An 18,756-nucleotide genomic window follows, 5' to 3' on the forward strand; every position below is an offset into this window, starting at 1 on the left:
CATTGACAACTTTTTGGAAACAACTAGTGAAGCAATGTCGTGACGAACTGTTGATAGCTCATTTCTTTCTCTTTCTCAACACGAAGTGGCAGTGAGTTGATTTTTTCGGAAGAATATTGATTAATCAAATCATTTAGTTCGGTGTAATTGTTTGCAAAAATCCCATTTAATTCATGATCGATGTTGAGTTTTCGTTTTAATAACAGATCATGTACATAGATCACGGGAGTGTGAAACCACGAGCTCATATTACCTGCCGCTGATGAATAAGGGGTGACAACGCAAGTTAATGAAAGAAAAAGAGGAATCATTTCCGCAGGCAGACTATTGGATATCAGCGTTAATTCGTTTTTGAATACAGCATATTTATCCAAATCTTCAAATGGATGAGGTTTAACTAAAAGTTTGAGCCTATTCTTTTTCGCAATCAAAAGAAGCTTCTGAAGAAAAGCTATTTCTTCCTCCAGCTTTATAACCCCAAGCTTTGATAAAGGCTGTCCGATATATAACAGGCTGGATGGATGTCCTTTTAAAGGCTGAAGCATATGTTCGGGAATGATTTCAGAATATGTGTCCAATAAGTGACGCGGAGGTGCTGTTTGAGGAATTTCTATTAATTGTTTCGATCTTTTTTTGATAGACGGAAGCTTTTCAGGATCTGTAACCGCAATAGCGTTTACTTTTGGATGCAATCCCTGTGTCCCATGGTAAACCCGGGGATACCCCAATAATATAGGAATTTTCATTGTTAGCCATTGTTTAACATACAATTCAGGATACCTGTAGATTCCAACCCCTTCTTGAACGAGAGTAATTTTTGAACCTATTCGTGATGCCGACTCAATCACCTGACAAGTTAAAAAATCATTATCCTTAAATAAAATAACCGTTGTCGGAGATTCATTACGGACGATATCCGCCACCTTTTTAAACACTTTTTTGTTATCAAATACGATTCCTTTCACCGTTTTTTTCAAGCCCGGTATTACCCAGGCTTTGTTTTTCTCTGCCGCTTTAATAGCCATATCATTCACTTCTGAATTTTGTGAGTCCAGGATTAAGTATTGAACTTCTCCATGTATATAATGAGTGAGAAAATAAGCGAACATCATTTGAAAGTTGGAACTAACGACAAATAATACTTTTGTACCCATCAAGTTGAGCCTCCACATTTTTAGGATTGCCCTTTTATTAAATTGTCAGTATATATAAATCTCGTGTCAGCTTTCTGGCATAAACGGACCAGAAACGAGGTGTTGGTTAAACAGTTGAGGTGTAATTAAGGTTTCAACCGCTCCAGGCTTTGTGAAAGTCTCGTCTTTTTATAAATGAAGGCGTTTCATTCGTTTTAGCCACATGAAATTAAAGCCAAACCGTATACTTTCAGCTGCTATTGTGGAAACAACCGCTCCCCATACTCCAATAACAGGAATAAGAGAAAGATTGATAACCAAGTTAATAGCCCCAGCTATAAAACTGCTTGCTGAAACACTGCCCGTTTTTTTTGAATACAGAAGTTTAGCTGCAATGATAAAGTTTACTCCCTGAATCATTTCTCCAATGAATAAAAAAGGGAGAAATTTCTGCGCAGGATAGTATGACTCAGATGCCAAAAGTTGTAATAAAAAGCCAGAAGAAACAATGGCTAGAAATCCCGTAACCAAAATGATGGCAAAAAAATAAGTATTCATATTTTCAGTGGTTTTCCCTTGTTTTTGTAACAAGTTATATCTCGGAACATAAGCACTATTAATACTCATATAGAGCAACCGAAGAACAGTAGCCATCTGGGCAGCTAATGAATAATAACCTAACTGATCCAACGGAATAAATTTTTCGAGGATAATGCGATCGGAAGCAACGATAAACCAGTTACTTAGCGTATGCGGTAAAAGGGGAATACTAAATGTCAAACTCATCCATATATAAGGTTTTGATAAGGAAAGAATCATATCACGTTTGCAAATGAAAAAATAAACGAGTAAAACAATACCTTCAGCCATAACATTAGCCAGTAATGCCCCAGAGGCCCCCATTTCCAATTTGATGATAACAACTAGCGAAATGGAAAGAATGAGAATACCTTTTAACATGTATCCTCCAATCATTGACCATGGCCGCTCTTTTACTCTAATAACGGAATGAAAGATAGAAGAAAGAGAGGTAAAAAAAGATAAAATAATAAAGTAAAAATAAAATGGATCAACAGGAATATTTTTAAATAGCAAACTCCCAATAATCGGTTTCAATACGAATAGAAAGATGGAAAGAGCACTTGAAAAAAGGAGAACAAAAAGGAAGATGGACCCTAAATACGTTTTTTGCTCATTTGGTTTTTCTAAGAATTCGTAATAAAGTCTTGTAATTGCACCATGAAGGGACAGTAACATGACCAGCTGCAGGATCCCTGCCAGCGCTTGAATGGTCGTGATGGTACCATATTCTCCTGGTGTTAAATACGATGTGTAAACGGGAAGCAAAATTAACCCTATTGCCGGAGTAATCATAGAACCTATTGTATATAACAGCGCATTTCCTAAGAAAGGGGAGCTATTCGCGGAACGATTTAGCATCTTTACCTATACTCTCTTTCGTATATTTTATTGTGCTTTCTATATATGATTGAGGAAATTTTTAATACAGGTAATGACCCGGTTTTGTTCTTCAATTGAAAGGTTTGACCCCGATGGCAAACAAATCCCTTTTTGGAACAAAAGATCGGATACACTTTCATTTGGCTGATGTGGATAATAACGATATCCTTGAAACAGAGGCTGAAGATGCATAGGTTTCCATACCGGCCGTGCTTCGATGTTCTCTTTCTCTAGGTGATGAATTAAATCGAGCGATGAAACTCCCATAAGTTCCTCATCCAATGTCATTGCTGTTAGCCATCTGGTTGAACGCCCGAACGATGCTTCAGGCATAAATGTTATTCCCTTATAGTCAGAAAGTGCTGCAAAATATTGTTCAAATACTTGCCTTCTAGCATTCACACGTTCTTCTAGAACACGAAGTTGAGCTCTTCCGATACCAGCAGATACATTGCTTAAACGATAATTGTATCCCATTTCTTTATGTTCATAATGTTTAGTTGGCTCTCTTGATTGGGTAGCCCAAAAACGGGCCTTTTCAAGAGCTTCTTCATCATCCGAAACTAACATACCTCCTCCTGAAGAAGTAATAATTTTATTACCGTTAAATGAATAAACCCCAAATTTGCCTAAAGTCCCGCTTGCCTTTCCTTTATAAGTTGCACCAAGCGATTCAGCGGCATCTTCAATAACTGGCACCTGGTATTCCTCACATATTGATAGCAATAAATCCATATCAGCACTTTGTCCGTATAAATGGACGATAATAACAGCTTTTGGTAGTTTTCCTTCCCTTCTTGCATCTTCAAAAGCCCTCTTTAACGCTTGTGGTGACATGTTCCATGTAAAAGGCTCCGAATCTATAAAAACAGGAGTTGCCCCTTCATAAAGAATGGGATTGGCACTTGCCACAAAGGTTAGGCTAGAACAAAACACGACATCCCCTTTCCCTACATTTAACAGCTTTAACGCAAGATGGATACCTGCTGTACCGGAACTTACAGCGACTGCTCCTTTTGATCCTACGACTTGAGATAATTCTTTTTCAAATAAATTAACATGCGGTCCTAGAGGTGCGACCCAATTTGTAAGAAACGCTTCTTTTACATAATCGATTTCTTTCCCACTCATATGAGGCGAGGACAAAAAAATTCTCTTATTCGTCATAAAAGATTCTCCTAACATTTATTTCTCTTTAATTTATTCAGTAAAAAATCTTCTGTGCCGATATATTTACCGTTATGCTTATGGGAACAAATTAAATGACTGTTCAACTTTTTATCTTTGATTTTTCTTGATCGACACAAACTGAAAGGAGAAACAACAAATAAAACCAATACATTGGATGACGTAGAGTGAAATGAAATGAAGTATAAAACAAGACGGTCATTAAACCTGTAAATAAAATAATCTCTTTTCTGACAATTAATAAATAGGCAATCCAGCCTAGAAAGCCAACATATAAACTTATTCCTACCAACCCTACATTCATCCCCATATCAATAAATGTGTTATGAGCTTCCATACCTTCAAATGGACCATCCCCTCCTGAAAACGCCCCCGGACCTAGGCCGAAAAAAGGGGAGGCTTCGATCGCTTTTAGCCCGTTTCTCCATAAAGTAATCCGCTCTTCTCCTTGATCCCCTTCATCAGAAATGGTCGACACTTCCTGTTTTAATCCTTCATGTATCGAAGGTCCAAATATCAATGCCGTAAAACAAAGGAATGTAGGTAGTAACACTTTCAACCATACGCCTGACCAATATCCGATTTGAGATTGGGTAACCTTTTTTACCCACATGGAAATAAGTAAAATGACTAAACCAACTGAAAAGGCGACAGTCAGGGCATCGCTTTTCGTTTCTATACCGATCCAAAAACAAGCCCCTGCTAAACCGATATACCAGGCTTTATGAAGGTAATTTTTTGCAATCGAACAAAAATAAAGACTTATATAAAGAAAAATTGAGACATTCATGGCGACCTGATTGGGGTTTTTTGACCAGGCTAAAAACCTTATACTGCCTTCCCAACTATCAATCGGGCCAATAGTAGAATACCGCGGGTTAAATAAGAGCAAAAAAAGAAACACACTGACGGTTACGGAAGAGGTTATTTTGGCAATCGTTAGTATTTTCGGTTTCCAATCTTTTTCAAAGGAAAGAACGATAAACAAGCAACTTGTAAAGAGATAAGCAAAAAAGGTACGGGCGACACCGGGAGTCCATACTCCGAGATATAGGGAGAACAAAGATCCAATCAATAAACATAAAAACATAAAAAACCAAAAGGGGACGAGTATTCTTGATAACGATGTTACAAATAATCTCTTATTCTTCCACTGCAGCAAAAAGGTCATGACCATCCAAAGAAAAAGCAAAATCTCTCCTGGCCCAACTGGTGATCCAGGTATTCTAAGCTGTGTAGCTGTTGATAAAATTAATCCGCCTGAAAGCCAGATAACCGAAATGTTTCTTGCTTCCCTCATTGTTCTTCCACCAACTTTACCGTCTTTTAATCCCGTGGTTGCTTTTCTTTTTCCAACCATGATTGAAACATTAAAATATCCCATAGATGGTGATGCCAGTTACGTTTTCCTGATAAATGCTCTTCCCATTTTTTTCTAACAGGTGATGGTTGGAAATACCCTTCTGTCAGCAAACGTTTTTCGTCTAATAATTCTTCCGCCCATTCCTTTAATGACCCCCTAAGCCAATAGCCGATTGGTACACCAAATCCGTGTTTGGGACGGTCGATCAATTCCCGATCAACATATTTGTATAACAGCTGTCTAAGTAACCATTTACTTTGGTTTTCCTTTATTTTCATTGATAACGGAATACGCCATGCAAACTCGACAACATTGTGGTCCAAGAACGGATTTCTCGTTTCAAGACTGACGCTCATGCTAGCACGATCTACTTTTACAAGGATATCATCTGGGAGATAATGGATCATATCGAGGTACATCATCGTCTCGGTCAAAGTGGAAAAATTCGTGAATGGATCATGATGAAATGGTTCATTGAAATAGTGGTTCTTTACTACCTGTTGGGGGTTTTTCCAATGGGAGGTTAGAGACTGGTACATCTCTACAAACGAATTGGCTTTTAGAATATCTGCGAGTTTGTGTAAATATTCCCCTAGAAAACGATTTTTGTATTTAGAGGGAATAAACCAACTATTTTCCAGCTTCTGTGGAGAGATTTTTTCTAGTGACAGAGCAGCTATAGAACGTACACTCTTAGGTACATAATGAATCCTCTTCCAAATTTTCTCACCCCAGACATGCCGATTATAGCCTCCGAATAATTCATCGCCTCCGTCCCCACTTAAACAGACAGTTACGTACTGCCGTGCAAGTTCTGAGACTAAAAACGTTGGAATTTGAGAAGAGTCTGAGAATGGTTCATCGTATATGAAAGGGAGTTTAGGAATCACTTCCATCGCTTGTTTTTCTGTCACATACAATTCTGTATGATCGGTTTGTAAATACGAAGCAACTTCTTTTGCATACGTTGCTTCGTTGTACTCTGTCTGGTGATAACCAATCGTAAAAGTCTTAATTGGCCGACTGCTCTGGCATTGCATAAGTGCTACAATCGTAGAGGAATCAATTCCTCCTGATAGGAACGCACCAAGCGGGACATCCGAGACCATTTGTTGCTTTACGGCCGTTCGTAACACTTGATCCAGTTGAGAGATAGCTTCTTCTTCCGAGCAAAGAAGGGGAAATTGAAATCCGTTTTCTGCTGCTTTTTTTGCTGACCAAAACGCAATTGGTTTTGACACATGAAAAGGTTTAGCAGGGTTTATGACGAGATAAGTCGCAGGCATTACTTTATTTATATTTTCATAAATGGAAAAAGGGGCCGGGATACAGTTATAACGTAAATATAAGGGCAACGCATCCCGATTCACCTTCCATACAAATTCAGGATGTACTTTCAACGCCTTTAACTCGGACCCAAACAAAAACGTGTGACCCATCCAACCGTAATAGAGAGGTTTTTCACCCATACGGTCTCGTGCGAGATAGAGGAGCCGTTCTTTCCGATCCCATAAAGCAAATGCAAACATTCCCGTAAATTTTGTTAATGCTTTTTTCATTCCCCACTTCTCAATACTTTCAATCATAACCTCTGTATCGGAACGACCTTTAAATACGACACCTGCTTGTTCAAGTTCTGAACGAAGAGCAACGTAATTGTAGATTTCACCATTAAAGATTAAAACGTATCGGCCGCTCTTTGAAAGCATAGGCTGATGTCCTTCAGAGGACAAGTCAATGACAGACAAACGCCGGTGGCCAAGTGCAATTCCGTTTTGTTCATCCACCCAACTATCGCCAAAATCAGGTCCTCTTGATTGCAATGTGTCGGTCATGCGTAAAACAGTTGCTTGGAGTTCATCGTGACTTGTGTGACACAATGAATCAATATAGCCTGCTATACCGCACATAACATCGTCATCCTCCTGTTCCTTTCCCCTTTTTTACTACGGCTTTTTTCGTTTGTTTTGGAAATTTTTTTTGGCATGACTCTCTGCTCCTTTCAAAATGCAAGCTCTATTCTAACCTATTGATTAAATCACATTGTTTTTTTAAAATGACGCTCTCGTCAAACTCCTTTACAGCTATTTCCCGGCTATTTTTGCCGAAAAGCTTTCGTTTTTCCTCGTTTTCTACTAGCTCATTTAGCTTTTCATATAGCTCTATATAATTCCCCTTTTCAAACAAGAAACCGTTAACTCCATGCTGAACCTCTTCACGGCATCCCCTAATATTGCTGGCTATAATAGGTTTTCCCATAGCCATTGCCTCAACGATCGAACGAGGAAGGCCCTCACGGTAGGAAGGCAACACAAAAATATCACTCAACGCCAATATTTCTGGAATGTCTTTTCGATAACCAACATTTAAAATGGAAGGATTCTCTAAAAATCTTTTTTCCAGCTCGATATTACTTTCCAGATCTCGTTCACTATTCGACACGCCTCCCACCATTAAGAGCTTGACATAGGTATGTTTTTCCTTTAATAATTGAAAACTGTCGATTAAATCAAAGATACCTTTTTCTTTTACAAATCTCCCAATAAACGTAATCACAACATCTTCCTTTTTAATGGAAAGATGTTTTTTTAACTCTTCGATCCTTTTGAAATTGATTCGTTCTGGGTTAAATGTAGTATGGATATCCACACCGTTTCCAAGATGGATCATTTTTGAAGGGGTTTTGAAGGAGTGAGAGATACTTAAATCATAGTCCTCTTTACTTTGCAGAAGAAGCCAGTCTGTAAAATATTTGGCGAAAAATTTTTCAAGCCAGTAATAAAACTTGTATTGAAAAAAACGCATCCCTTCGTGAAAATAATAACCGTGGGCAGTATAGATAACGGTTTTAATTCCTGCTAGCTTGGCAGCAATTCTACCTAACACCGCTGCAACCGGTGTATGCACATGGACAACATCATATTTTTCTTTCTTCATTAAGGAAACCAATCTGTAAATCGTCTTAACATTCGACCAAGGTTTTATTTTTCGTTCAACTGGTACTTCAATGACATACAGCCCTTGTTCCCTTAATTCTTTTATCTTTCCAGTATCTGAACATGCAATATGGACGATATGTCCTTCAGAAATCAATGCTAAAATGAGCGGTTTTAACAAATGTTCAACGGACATATCTACCGCGCAGAGCTGTAATATTTTCTTCATATTACAGCCTCCATAAATGAATATTTTTAGGACAGGTATCCCGATCCAGCACTCCTTTAATATCAATCAGGATGCCTTGTTGTTTTTTTAAAAGCTGAATAAAATCTTGCCAGTTTTTTTCAGTATATTCTTTATGAGGTACAGCTAAAATGACAGCATCGGATTTTTGCAAATCTTCCCATGGTGTTATGTGAAGATCATATTCTTGTTCAACTTCTTTTGGATCGGCCATCGGATCATTCACTTGAACTTCCATCCCGAACTGTTTGAGTTGATGAATGAGATCAATGACTTTTGTATTTCGAATGTCTGGTACGTTTTCTTTAAATGTTAAACCTAAAACTGTTACTCTCGATTCCTCAATTAGGTACCTGTTCTCAGCCATCATTTTAATTAAGGTTGTTGCAACAAATGTCCCCATATAATCGTTAATCTTTCTACCTGCTAAAATCACATCTGGTGAATAACCAAGGGATTCCGCTTTGTATGTGAGATAATAAGGATCAACTCCGATGCAGTGACCTCCTACTAAACCAGGTTTAAACGGTATGAAATTCCATTTTGTGCTAGCCGCTGAAAGAACTTCGTTTGTATCAATTTTTAATCGCTTGAAAATGATGGCCAATTCATTCATCAAGGCGATGTTCAAATCTCTTTGGGTATTTTCAATGACTTTAGAAGCTTCTGCCACTTTAATAGAAGAAACAGGATATACTCCGGCGTCTACCACCGTGCTATACATCTCAGCAATTATTTTCAATGCCTGTTCATCCTGACCTGATACGACTTTGACAATGTTTTTAAATGTATGATCTTTGTCACCCGGATTGATCCGTTCTGGAGAATATCCGATTTTAAAATCTTCTCCCCCTTTTAAGCCTGATTGTTTTTCGAGAATAGGCAAACAAACTTCTTCTGTTGCTCCCGGATAAACCGTTGATTCATAAACAATGATACTTCCTTTTGACAGGTTTCTTCCTATCGTTTCAGATGCCTTTATTAATGGTGTTAAATCTGGTTTATTTTCATTGTCAATCGGTGTTGGCACTGTGACGATAATAAAATCACATTCTTTTAGCTTTTTTTCGTTCGTGGTAAATTCAACAGAAGAATTCTTTAACTCTTCTGTTGAAACTTCACCTGTATGATCAATGTATCGTTTTAGCTCTTCTATTCGCTTTGAATGAATATCGAACCCTATAACAGGGAAGAATTTTCCAAACTCTAACGCAACTGGAAGACCTACGTAACCGAGTCCGACAACCGCTACCTTTCTCTGGACTGAAGGAATCTTGTAATAAGATTTATACCATTCTACAAATTGTTCGATTCCCTTTTCAATTGGAGTCTCTGGTCTAAAACCGACATCCCGCATTAAATCATCGATATCCGCAAAAGTTTCCGGCACATCTCCAGCTTGGATCGGCAAAAAGTTTTTTTTCGCTTTTTTTCCTAATTTGTCTTCAAGAATTGAAATAAACTTCATTAATTCAACAGGCTGATTATTTCCGATATTGTACACTTTATAAGGAACTTTTTCTTCTGATGTTGTATCCCCTTTTTTAATGAGACGAAAAATCCCTTCAATGATGTCATCGATATACGTAAAATCTCGTTTCATTTTTCCATAGTTGTAAATATCGATTTCTCGTCCCTCTAAAATCGCTTTTGTAAATTTGAAAAGGGCCATATCCGGTCGTCCCCATGGTCCATAAACAGTAAAAAAGCGTAACCCTGTGGTCTTCAAGTTGTATAAATAACTATACGTATGAGCCATTAATTCATTTGCTTTTTTCGTTGCTGCATACAAACTGATCGGGTGATCCACACGATCTTGAACGGAGAAAGGCATTTTTGTATTGGAACCGTAAACGGAGCTTGATGAGGCATAAATAAGGTGCTCAACGTTATGATTTCGGCAAGCTTCTAAAATATTCATAAAGCCGACAATATTGGAAGAAATGTAAGCTTCGGGGTTTTCTAAACTATAACGAACACCCGCCTGTGCCGCAAGATGAACAACAATTGGCATCCAGTGCTCGGAAAAAAGCTTTTTGATTGCTTCATTATCTTCTATTGAAGCTTCAAGAAAAATAAAATTTTCATTCTTTTGTAAAATAGCTAACCTTGAACGTTTTAAAGAAACATCATAATAATCATTAAGATTATCCAAACCAATCACTGTATAACCTTCTTTTAACAACCGATCGGCTAGATGAAAGCCTATAAAACCAGCACAACCTGTCACTAGTATTTTATTTGAACTAGACGTGGACATAGGCAAAAATCCCTTCTAATGATGTTAAGATAATACTGATATATGTGGACGTTTTAGAAGTGGTTCCTTTAGTGGGAAAAGATGGGCATGGAAAAACTCATATTGGATGAGGGCTGCCGATATGTCCTAATCGTTCAATAAGGTAATTTCCTATTAACATAATAGCTGGTATAGTGATGGTGATTCACGGTTTAGTATCTAACAAACACACCTTCATGTTTTGATTAGAGAAAAGGTTGAAATCACGGTTTCTATCATAAATAGGTACGAACGACTACTGTCACAAATAGCCTTATTTCAGTAATCCATTTTTGTCTTTCTATTGGACATCCGTCTATACAGAAAGAAGATTTCCTCATAAACTATGTGCAAAAGATCAAATAAATATTCCCTCCATTATACGAACAAAGTACATCTCCTCTATTATAAGCCTCTTTTGATTTTTCCTCTTTTATCAGCAAAGAGGCTGATTATTTTTTTTTGTGCCTAGCAGTTGTACCTAGTAATAAAGATCTACTCGTAAAATTCACCCATTAAAATAAATTACCCTAGCTGAAGTTGAAAACAAGCGAGCCTGTACAAACAGTAATATCTATTTCATACCGCATTACTTAACAGTAAAACCTATTATCTAAAAACAGTACCCTGTTTTTACCAACATATTTAAATTTCCAATAATAGAAAACAAGGAAATTACTAATATCCTATTGTTATTTATTTAAAGGAAGTAACTGGAGGAATCAAAATTGAACAGTCACAATGGAAAAGGAGTATTCCAAATATATTATAATGAAAAATTTTTATTTTTTATCATGGATACATTACTCATCCTGCTTTCTACCATTTTTAGCGTACTAATTAGCTTTAATGATGTAATCCCAAAAATTCTTCTTCCCGATATACCGTTCATATTTTTAAGCCTTTGGCTTGTCCACCTTATTGTCTTCTATTTCTTAAAAATCTACGACCGGATATGGATTTACAGTGGTCCACGTGATTTTGTTTCAATCATAAAAGGGACAATGATCGCCAATGCAGTTGCAGGTATCTTATATCTCCTTCTTTCTAGTTATCAGTTAATGGCCCCTATTCCTCTCACCGTCTTCGTCATGAACTGGATGAGTATATCAATTGTTACAGTCGGTATTCGTTTTTTCATAAGGTTTTACCATGATATTACCCCGAACCGTCACTCCCCGAATAAGCGAGTTCTGATTATCGGAGCAGGTAATACAGGGAGTTTCGTTGTAAAATTGATTCGAAATTCACCAAATACTCCTATGGATCCGGTCGCGTTTATCGACGATGACCATTTTAAACTCAATAAAAAGCTCTTTGACCTTCCGATTATCGGAACTAGAGAGGATATACCAACAATTGTAAAAGAAATGAATATCCAAACAATTATTATTGCTATGCCTTCCGCTCCCAAGCAAGAAATTGCTGATATTATTAATATTTGTAAAGAAACAAAAGCAGAAATTAAACTTTTCCCTCACTTTAGTGAAATTCTTCAAGGTGAGATCTCCTTAAAAATGATTCGAGACGTAAAAGTGGAAGACTTGTTAGGAAGAGAGCCCATCGAGATTGATTTGGAGGAAGTAGCGAGCTTTCTCACAAATAAAACCATTCTCATCACGGGTGCAGGAGGTTCCATCGGAAGTGAACTTTGCAGACAAATTGCCAGATTAAACCCTCAGAAAATGCTTTTACTTGGGGCAGGTGAAAATAGCATTTTTTCCATTGAAACTGAACTGAAGCACAAATATCCCTCTATTCAGTTTCATAGCCTTATTGCAAACATCCAAGATCCAGTAAGAATTGAAAGTATTTTTGCAACCTACAAACCACACGTCGTATTTCATGCCGCTGCTTATAAACACGTTCCATTAATGGAAAATAATCCGATAGAAGCCATCAAAAACAATGTGTTTGGCACAAAGAATGTAGCTGAGAGCGCTCATCGCCATAAAGCTGAACGATTTGTCCTTATTTCTACTGATAAGGCAGTGAATCCTAAGAGCATTATGGGAACTACCAAAAAAATTGCAGAAATATTGATTCAACAAATGAATGAAACGAGTGAGACGAAGTTCGCCGCTGTAAGGTTTGGAAATGTATTAGGCAGCAGGGGGAGTGTCATTCCTTTATTTAAGAAGCAAATTGCAGAAGGAGGTCCGGTAACTGTCACTCATCCCGAAATGGTTCGCTATTTTATGACGATACCCGAAGCCGTACAGCTTGTCATCCAAGGAGCTGCCATGGCAAATGGTGGAGAGATTTTTATCCTGGATATGGGGAAACCCGTCAATATTACGAAACTAGCAAACGATTTAATCCGATTGTCCGGCTTAGAACCTGGTAAAGATATTCCTATTATATATACAGGAATACGTCCCGGGGAAAAATTAAGGGAAGAATTGTTCACTTCAGAAGAAAGCCGGTCAACCACAAAGCACAACCGTATTTACATCTCAAAATCGTTTTCTTATTCTCAAGAAGAGTTTTCCTCTATTCTATCCAAGCTCGAACAACTAACTTTCAATAACACGTTTCCAATATCCTCGCAAGAGTTTAAATCGCTTTTGTCAGACATTGTCCCCTTTTACTCCGACTCTATTTATGAAGGAAATCGCCCGAACGTTTAAACTGTTTCTCGTATATTATAGACAGATCCATCTGTGAATTTTTCATTGCCACATCTAACTCTAAACTATGTCAAAATCTTATCGCTAAATGACGTGGAATCACTTTAAAGAATGAGATTTCTCTCCCTATCAGACTATAAACGCGTTATGCTCATCTTATTGAAAAATGTCCTCAGGTTAACCATTGGGGATAGCCAAATAATTAAGACAAAATAAAAAGCTTCGGTGATTAGAATGAAACGTTTATTTGACTTTACTATTTCCCTCTGTTTGTTAGTATTAACCCTTCCCCTTTTCTTTCTTATTATGATACTAACGTTGTGTACAAGCGGTACACCGTTTTTTTATACACAAACACGCATTGGAAGACATCAAAAACCATTTCAACTCATTAAGTTTCGTACGATGACAAACAAACAGGACGAAAATGGAAATCTTCTTCCTGAACAACATAGACTCACTAAAGTGGGAAAGTTTCTTCGTAAATTAAACTTAGATGAATTACCTCTATTCCTGAATGTCATTAAAGGAGATTTAAGTCTGGTAGGTCCCCATCCTCTATTAGCAAGATATTTGCCATACTTAACAAAACAGGAATTAAAACGATTTTCAATAAGGCCAGGGATTACCGGATTGGCTCAAATTTCAGGAGGGGATCAATTAAGTTGGGATAAGCGTCTTAAATTAGATATACAATACGTAAATGATCAATCTTTTTGGCTTGATATCAAAATTTTACTTAAAACGTTGGTTCAAGTTTTCAAACGAAAAAAAGTCATTAACACTCCAAAGGAAATAAGGCAGGGTTTAGATGAAGAAAGAAGAGCTCTTACGATTGATCCATCATCATTTATTCAAATTAGACCATTAAAAATAACAGATAGTGACTGCGTCATGCTTATGATTGAAAGAGGCCTTCCTTCTTCTATTTTCCAATGTACGATCTATAGCTGCAACGGCTACAAATCTTATTTAGAAGCGTTATTAAGTATTTCTCCACTTTCTCCGGAACAAACAATGGTTCATTTTATCGGAGCATACAAGCAAGATGAATTGGTCGGTTTTTCAGAGTGGAGAATCGGAGAATTCAATCTTCATTTGAATAATCTTTATGTGAAACCTAGTATGAGAGGTTCTGGTGTCGGTAAAAAATTAATACAAGAGGGATTGAATTTGGCCCAAAAGCTTCATTTATCCTCAATAACACTTGATGTTTTTGAGTATAATCAAAGCGCGTTGTCCTGGTTCAAACGTTTAGGGTTTATATATGGAAAAGCAACCTATTGGTATGTTGGAACGAATCCTGCTCCGTTCCCCGAAACAGACGTTTCCTATACAATCATCAACCATCCTGCTTCTAAAGCATCACATCGGATGTACGATTTTTCAACATTGGAAATCAAAACTCCCCGACAAACATATCATGTCAGCCGACTAAATAAAACATACTTCAAGATTCACGATCCATCCGCTCTCGACGATCACTTCTTACTACAAGCTCTCTACTCGATCGATCCGGTTCGTTCACTATTAATGGTACTTCCCACTCCATTAGGTGAGAAGTTTTCATATTTAAAAATGCTGGATAAATCCGTTCGAATGACCCTTCATTTGCGAAATGAGTAAAACCCATCGTATGATTGTGAATTTGGAATCCTCATGATAATTCACTTTCGGAATGATTTGCACCATGAGTAAATATTTAACATAACCTATATAAATTTTATTTAAACGTTTAAAGGGTCTTATGTTACCTATAAGCTCTAAAAATCGGTATAGGATTGATGGAGAATACACGAAGAGTAACATGTGATGAAGTTGAATGTATTGCTGAAAGAGACGATTCATGGCAACAATGATTTATTGAATTTTTTAAATGGGGGGAGTATCATGAATTCCATTTATAGCGAGCAAGAACTTAGAGAAATGGGTCTTAAAAGTGTAGGGAAAAATACGAAAATTAGTAGAAAATGCAGTATTTATATGCCGGAAAAAATTTCGATTGGCGACAATACAAGGATTGATGATTTTTGCTGTTTAGTTGGCGGGGAAAAAGGAATAAATATAGGTTCGAATGTGCACATCGCCCATTATTGTCTATTGGGAGGGACCGGCGGCATAACCATCAAAGATTTTGCAGGTGTTTCATCCAGAACGGCGTTATATAGTGCAACTGATGATTATTTAGGAAGCAGTTTAACTGGACCAACCATTCCTAAAAAATATTTAAATGTTACGAAAGGAGAAATCGTACTAAATAAACATGTTATTATTGGAACGAATTCTACGGTGTTGCCCAATGTCACGATTGGAGAAGGAAGCGCTGTAGGTGCACATAGTTTGGTAACAAAAAGTTTAGCGCCCTGGGGTGTCTATGTAGGTGTACCTGTAAAAAGAATAAAAGACCGTAAAAAGGATTTACTGCTATTAGAAGAAGCGTTCTTAAAAGAAGTAGCTGAAGAACGGTTAAATGAAAAATGTTAATTTTCCATAAACAACAAAAAATCCTTTTTTAGGAGTTATGTTGATTTTTGTCTCACTTCAGCTGTAGCTGAAAGTGAGACAAATCAACATGATTCTTAAAACTGTCATAAACGATGGTTGATTTTTTATTTTTAAGGATATCATATGTTTTTTATCTTTTGGCTATGTTATCTGTCATTATTGATTTTTAGCAAGTTGTTCACACGGCGGCGACTTCAGCGGGAACAACAAGCCAGGCAAGACCCTTACTTGAGCGTAGCGAGGGAAGCGGCTTGCCTGCGGAAAGCGGCCGCCACAAGCGTAATGTATAAATATCCACAGTATCGTTTAACAGACAACCATGCCAATAAAAATTGGCACATCGATAAATGAAATAACAGCAAAAGTGATCCACAGTTATTTTAGGGTAGAGCCTATCTTTTAAATAAAAATTTCACTATTGGAATCCAAATCTTATCCAAAAAAACCATCATTTGCACGATAAAATGTTCTTTTCCTCTACCTTCTATCCTAAAAATGGCTGATTGATGAAGGCAAATCTATATTATCTTATATGTTAAGTAGACTTCTCCCCTTGCCATCCCCTTTTTACCTTATGCATGATCTCAATAATCTCACGGTTGGTATCATCATTTCAGGTAGAACATTTATATAATCTTACGTTTCTTACGGATTACCTTTTTGAAGTCATAGTAATCGTATCGGTTGCCCAATTTTCGTAGACTTTTTGCCTCAAAAAACCCTCTTTGACGCCCATTTTGTTACATGCTTACACAAGCATTTCTTTAAAAGAATATGAATATAGTAACCTTTCACATTTTAAATGAGGTGAGATTTTTGAATGACTACAGAAAAATATTGGTTCCACCAACTGCCTCTATAAATGAAACATTAAAAATCATTGATGTAGGTTCCTTGCAAATTGCCCTAGTTGTTGATGATCAGAATAAGTTGTTAGGAACTGTTACAGATGGGGATGTTAGGAGAGGTATTTTAAAAGGCATCTCTTTGGATCAGCCTGTACCTCTCGTTATGAATCCTGATCCTGTAACCGTTTCTCCTACGATGGATTCGAAACAAATATTGAACTTGATGAAAACAAAAAAGCTGCAGCACCTGCCTGTTGTAGATAAGGATGGCTGTGTAATCGGTTTAAAACATTTAAACACGATTATTCAACCTCCTAACAGAGATAATATCGTGGTTCTCATGGCAGGGGGACTTGGAACGAGGCTAAGGCCGTTAACAAACGATTGTCCTAAACCATTATTAAAAATTGGGAATAAACCTATTCTTGAAACGATTTTAGAGAGTTTAATTGAACATGGATTTAATCGGTTTTACCTTTCCGTTAATTATAAGTCTGAAATGATTAAGGACTATTTTAAGGATGGTTCAAACTGGGGGGTAGATATTCACTATATACATGAGGATCAAAGAATGGGAACAGCAGGTTCTTTAGGACTGATTCCAGAAAAGCCGGAGAAGCCTTTTCTTGTAATGAATGGAGACATTCTTACAAAAGTAAATTTTCAATATTTACTGGATTACCATGAAAAACATAAAGGACAGGCAACCTTATGTGTAAGAGAATATGATTTTCAAGTCCCTTATGGGGTGGTAAATGTTGATAAGCATCGTTTGCTGTCAATAGAGGAAAAACCAAAATACCGTTTTTTTGTTAGTGCGGGGATATATATTTTTGAACCAAGCGTATTAGAAATCATTCCGAAAAACAATTATTTTGATATGCCCGATCTATTTAGAAACTTGCTTGAAAAAAAGAAAGATGTCTCCATTTTTCCAATTAGAGAATATTGGCTGGATATTGGAAGAATAGATGATTTTGAGCGGGCCAAAGGAGAATTTGATCAAGAATTCAGCTAGTATTGTAGACGAGAATTTGCATATGGAATTGACGAAATTACAAGGACGTTCTGTGCTACAACAGGGTTTATGGTCATATGATGGAATAGGGAGGGGATTGAAATGGAGCTGAAGAACAAAAAAATTCTTGTCACTGGTGCGGATGGATTTATCGGTTCACATCTAACCGAAGAGTTAGTGAAAAGAGGGTTAGATGTTCGTGCTTTTGTCTATTATAATTCGTTTAACTCCTGGGGATGGCTTGATCATTCACCCGACGAAATAAAAAGCGAATTAGACGTATTCGCGGGCGATATACGAGATCCATATGGTGTAAAAAATGCTGCCAAGGGCTGCGATGTTGTTTTTCATTTAGCTTCACTAATTGCAATCCCTTATTCGTACCACTCCCCAGATACGTACATCGATACAAATATAAAGGGAACCTTAAATGTTCTGCAAGCTGCAAGAGAACTAGAAATTGAAAAAGTTGTCCACACCTCTACAAGTGAAGTATACGGAACAGCGATGTTTGTTCCAATTACCGAAGACCATCCTCTTCAAGGACAGTCTCCTTATTCTGCTTCAAAAATTGGAGCCGATCAAGTTGCCATCTCCTTTTATAAGTCCTTTAATACCCCTGTCTCCATTATTCGCCCCTTTAATACGTATGGTCCCAGACAATCTGCCAGAGCTGTCATTCCTACCATCATCACTCAAATTGCTAGCGGAAAAACCAATATCAAATTAGGTGCTTTACATCCTACTCGAGATTTTAATTATATAAAAGACACCGTACAAGGGTTTATCGCTGTAGCCGAGTCCGAGAAATCCATTGGGGAAGTTATTAATATAGGAAGTAATTATGAAATTTCAATTGGTGAGACGGCTGAGCTCATTGCTGAAGTGATGGGGAAAGAAATTGAAATTGAAACAGAACACATCCGCTTACGCCCTGAGAAAAGTGAGGTTGAACGCCTCTGGGCAGATAATTCCAAAGCGAAGAGACTGTTAGGGTGGAAACCTGCTTACGGAGGCCGGGATGGGTTGAAAAAAGGTTTAAAGGAGACAGCGGAATGGTTTAGTAACGCCCAAAATTTAAAACACTATAAAGCGGATATGTATAACCAATAACTTACGGATTCTAATAGTCAACTACAACAGATAAAA

Annotated in this window: 12 protein-coding genes and 1 pseudogene; 5 read left to right on the forward strand and 8 right to left on the reverse strand. The window is 37.3% G+C overall.

The features are described 5' to 3' along the window. Positions 1-23: 23 nt before the first annotated feature. From ABES52_RS08680 to ABES52_RS08715, 8 genes and pseudogenes are all read right to left on the reverse strand, one after another. A complete protein-coding gene (locus tag ABES52_RS08680; protein WP_429650759.1) occupies positions 24-1,154 on the reverse strand; it encodes a glycosyltransferase family 52 in 1,131 nt (376 codons plus the stop codon). A gap of 168 nt (positions 1,155-1,322) precedes the next feature. Beyond that, complete coding sequence (locus ABES52_RS08685; protein ID WP_429650760.1) at positions 1,323-2,573, reverse strand: lipopolysaccharide biosynthesis protein; 1,251 nt, start codon at positions 2,571-2,573, stop codon at positions 1,323-1,325. Between the two features lie 39 nt (positions 2,574-2,612). Continuing rightward, the gene (locus ABES52_RS08690; RefSeq protein WP_429650761.1) at positions 2,613-3,761 is read right to left on the reverse strand and encodes a DegT/DnrJ/EryC1/StrS family aminotransferase; all 1,149 of its coding nucleotides are present in this window, start codon (positions 3,759-3,761) and stop codon (positions 2,613-2,615) included. Positions 3,762-3,864: 103 nt separating this feature from the next. After that, positions 3,865-5,082, reverse strand: a complete 1,218-nt coding sequence (locus ABES52_RS08695) for an O-antigen ligase family protein (protein WP_429650762.1) — start codon at positions 5,080-5,082, stop codon at positions 3,865-3,867. Positions 5,083-5,108: 26 nt separating this feature from the next. Next, positions 5,109-7,055, reverse strand: coding sequence for an asparagine synthase (glutamine-hydrolyzing) (gene asnB, locus ABES52_RS08700; RefSeq protein ID WP_429650763.1), 1,947 nt, complete (start codon positions 7,053-7,055; stop codon positions 5,109-5,111). Positions 7,056-7,161: 106 nt separating this feature from the next. After that, on the reverse strand, positions 7,162-8,310 hold the full coding sequence (locus ABES52_RS08705; RefSeq protein WP_429650764.1) for a glycosyltransferase family 4 protein: 1,149 nt from the start codon (positions 8,308-8,310) through the stop codon (positions 7,162-7,164). A gap of 1 nt (position 8,311) precedes the next feature. Then, on the reverse strand, positions 8,312-9,601 hold the full coding sequence (locus ABES52_RS08710; RefSeq protein WP_429650819.1) for a nucleotide sugar dehydrogenase: 1,290 nt from the start codon (positions 9,599-9,601) through the stop codon (positions 8,312-8,314). Between the two features lie 42 nt (positions 9,602-9,643). After that, positions 9,644-10,588: pseudogene (locus ABES52_RS08715) on the reverse strand (NAD-dependent epimerase); the annotation flags it as partial. 746 nt (positions 10,589-11,334) lie between these two features. On the opposite strand from ABES52_RS08715, the gene ABES52_RS08720 reads away from it, so the two are divergent. The 5 genes from ABES52_RS08720 (at position 11,335) to ABES52_RS08740 (ending at position 18,720) form a co-directional block, all read left to right on the forward strand. Continuing rightward, positions 11,335-13,236 carry a polysaccharide biosynthesis protein gene (locus ABES52_RS08720; protein WP_429650765.1) on the forward strand — a complete coding sequence of 634 codons (1,902 nt, stop codon included), beginning with the start codon at positions 11,335-11,337 and terminating at the stop codon, positions 13,234-13,236. 234 nt (positions 13,237-13,470) lie between these two features. Then, a complete protein-coding gene (locus tag ABES52_RS08725; protein ID WP_429650766.1) occupies positions 13,471-14,862 on the forward strand; it encodes a GNAT family N-acetyltransferase in 1,392 nt (463 codons plus the stop codon). Positions 14,863-15,126: 264 nt separating this feature from the next. Then, a complete protein-coding gene (locus ABES52_RS08730; RefSeq protein ID WP_429650767.1) occupies positions 15,127-15,720 on the forward strand; it encodes an acyltransferase in 594 nt (197 codons plus the stop codon). An 837-nt stretch (positions 15,721-16,557) separates the two neighbouring features. Beyond that, a complete protein-coding gene (locus tag ABES52_RS08735; protein ID WP_429650768.1) occupies positions 16,558-17,607 on the forward strand; it encodes a nucleotidyltransferase family protein in 1,050 nt (349 codons plus the stop codon). Positions 17,608-17,709: 102 nt separating this feature from the next. Beyond that, a complete protein-coding gene (locus tag ABES52_RS08740; RefSeq protein WP_429650769.1) occupies positions 17,710-18,720 on the forward strand; it encodes an NAD-dependent 4,6-dehydratase LegB in 1,011 nt (336 codons plus the stop codon). Positions 18,721-18,756: the final 36 nt, after the last annotated feature.

This window comes from Aeribacillus pallidus (assembly GCF_050478865.1).
Lineage (GTDB): Bacteria > Bacillota > Bacilli > Bacillales > JACDOC01 > JACDOC01.

Excerpts from the sequence above, each read along its gene's own strand:
- ABES52_RS08680 (WP_429650759.1), bottom strand. The coding sequence starts at position 1,154 with ATGGGTACAAAAGTATTATTTGTCGTTAGTTCCAACTTTCAAATGATG.
- ABES52_RS08685 (WP_429650760.1), bottom strand. The coding sequence starts at position 2,573 with ATGCTAAATCGTTCCGCGAATAGCTCCCCTTTCTTAGGAAATGCGCTG.
- ABES52_RS08690 (WP_429650761.1), bottom strand. The coding sequence starts at position 3,761 with ATGACGAATAAGAGAATTTTTTTGTCCTCGCCTCATATGAGTGGGAAA.
- ABES52_RS08695 (WP_429650762.1), bottom strand. The coding sequence starts at position 5,082 with ATGAGGGAAGCAAGAAACATTTCGGTTATCTGGCTTTCAGGCGGATTA.
- asnB (WP_429650763.1), bottom strand. The coding sequence starts at position 7,055 with ATGTGCGGTATAGCAGGCTATATTGATTCATTGTGTCACACAAGTCAC.
- ABES52_RS08705 (WP_429650764.1), bottom strand. The coding sequence starts at position 8,310 with ATGAAGAAAATATTACAGCTCTGCGCGGTAGATATGTCCGTTGAACAT.
- ABES52_RS08725 (WP_429650766.1), top strand. The coding sequence starts at position 13,471 with ATGAAACGTTTATTTGACTTTACTATTTCCCTCTGTTTGTTAGTATTA.
- ABES52_RS08730 (WP_429650767.1), top strand. The coding sequence starts at position 15,127 with ATGAATTCCATTTATAGCGAGCAAGAACTTAGAGAAATGGGTCTTAAA.
- ABES52_RS08740 (WP_429650769.1), top strand. The coding sequence starts at position 17,710 with ATGGAGCTGAAGAACAAAAAAATTCTTGTCACTGGTGCGGATGGATTT.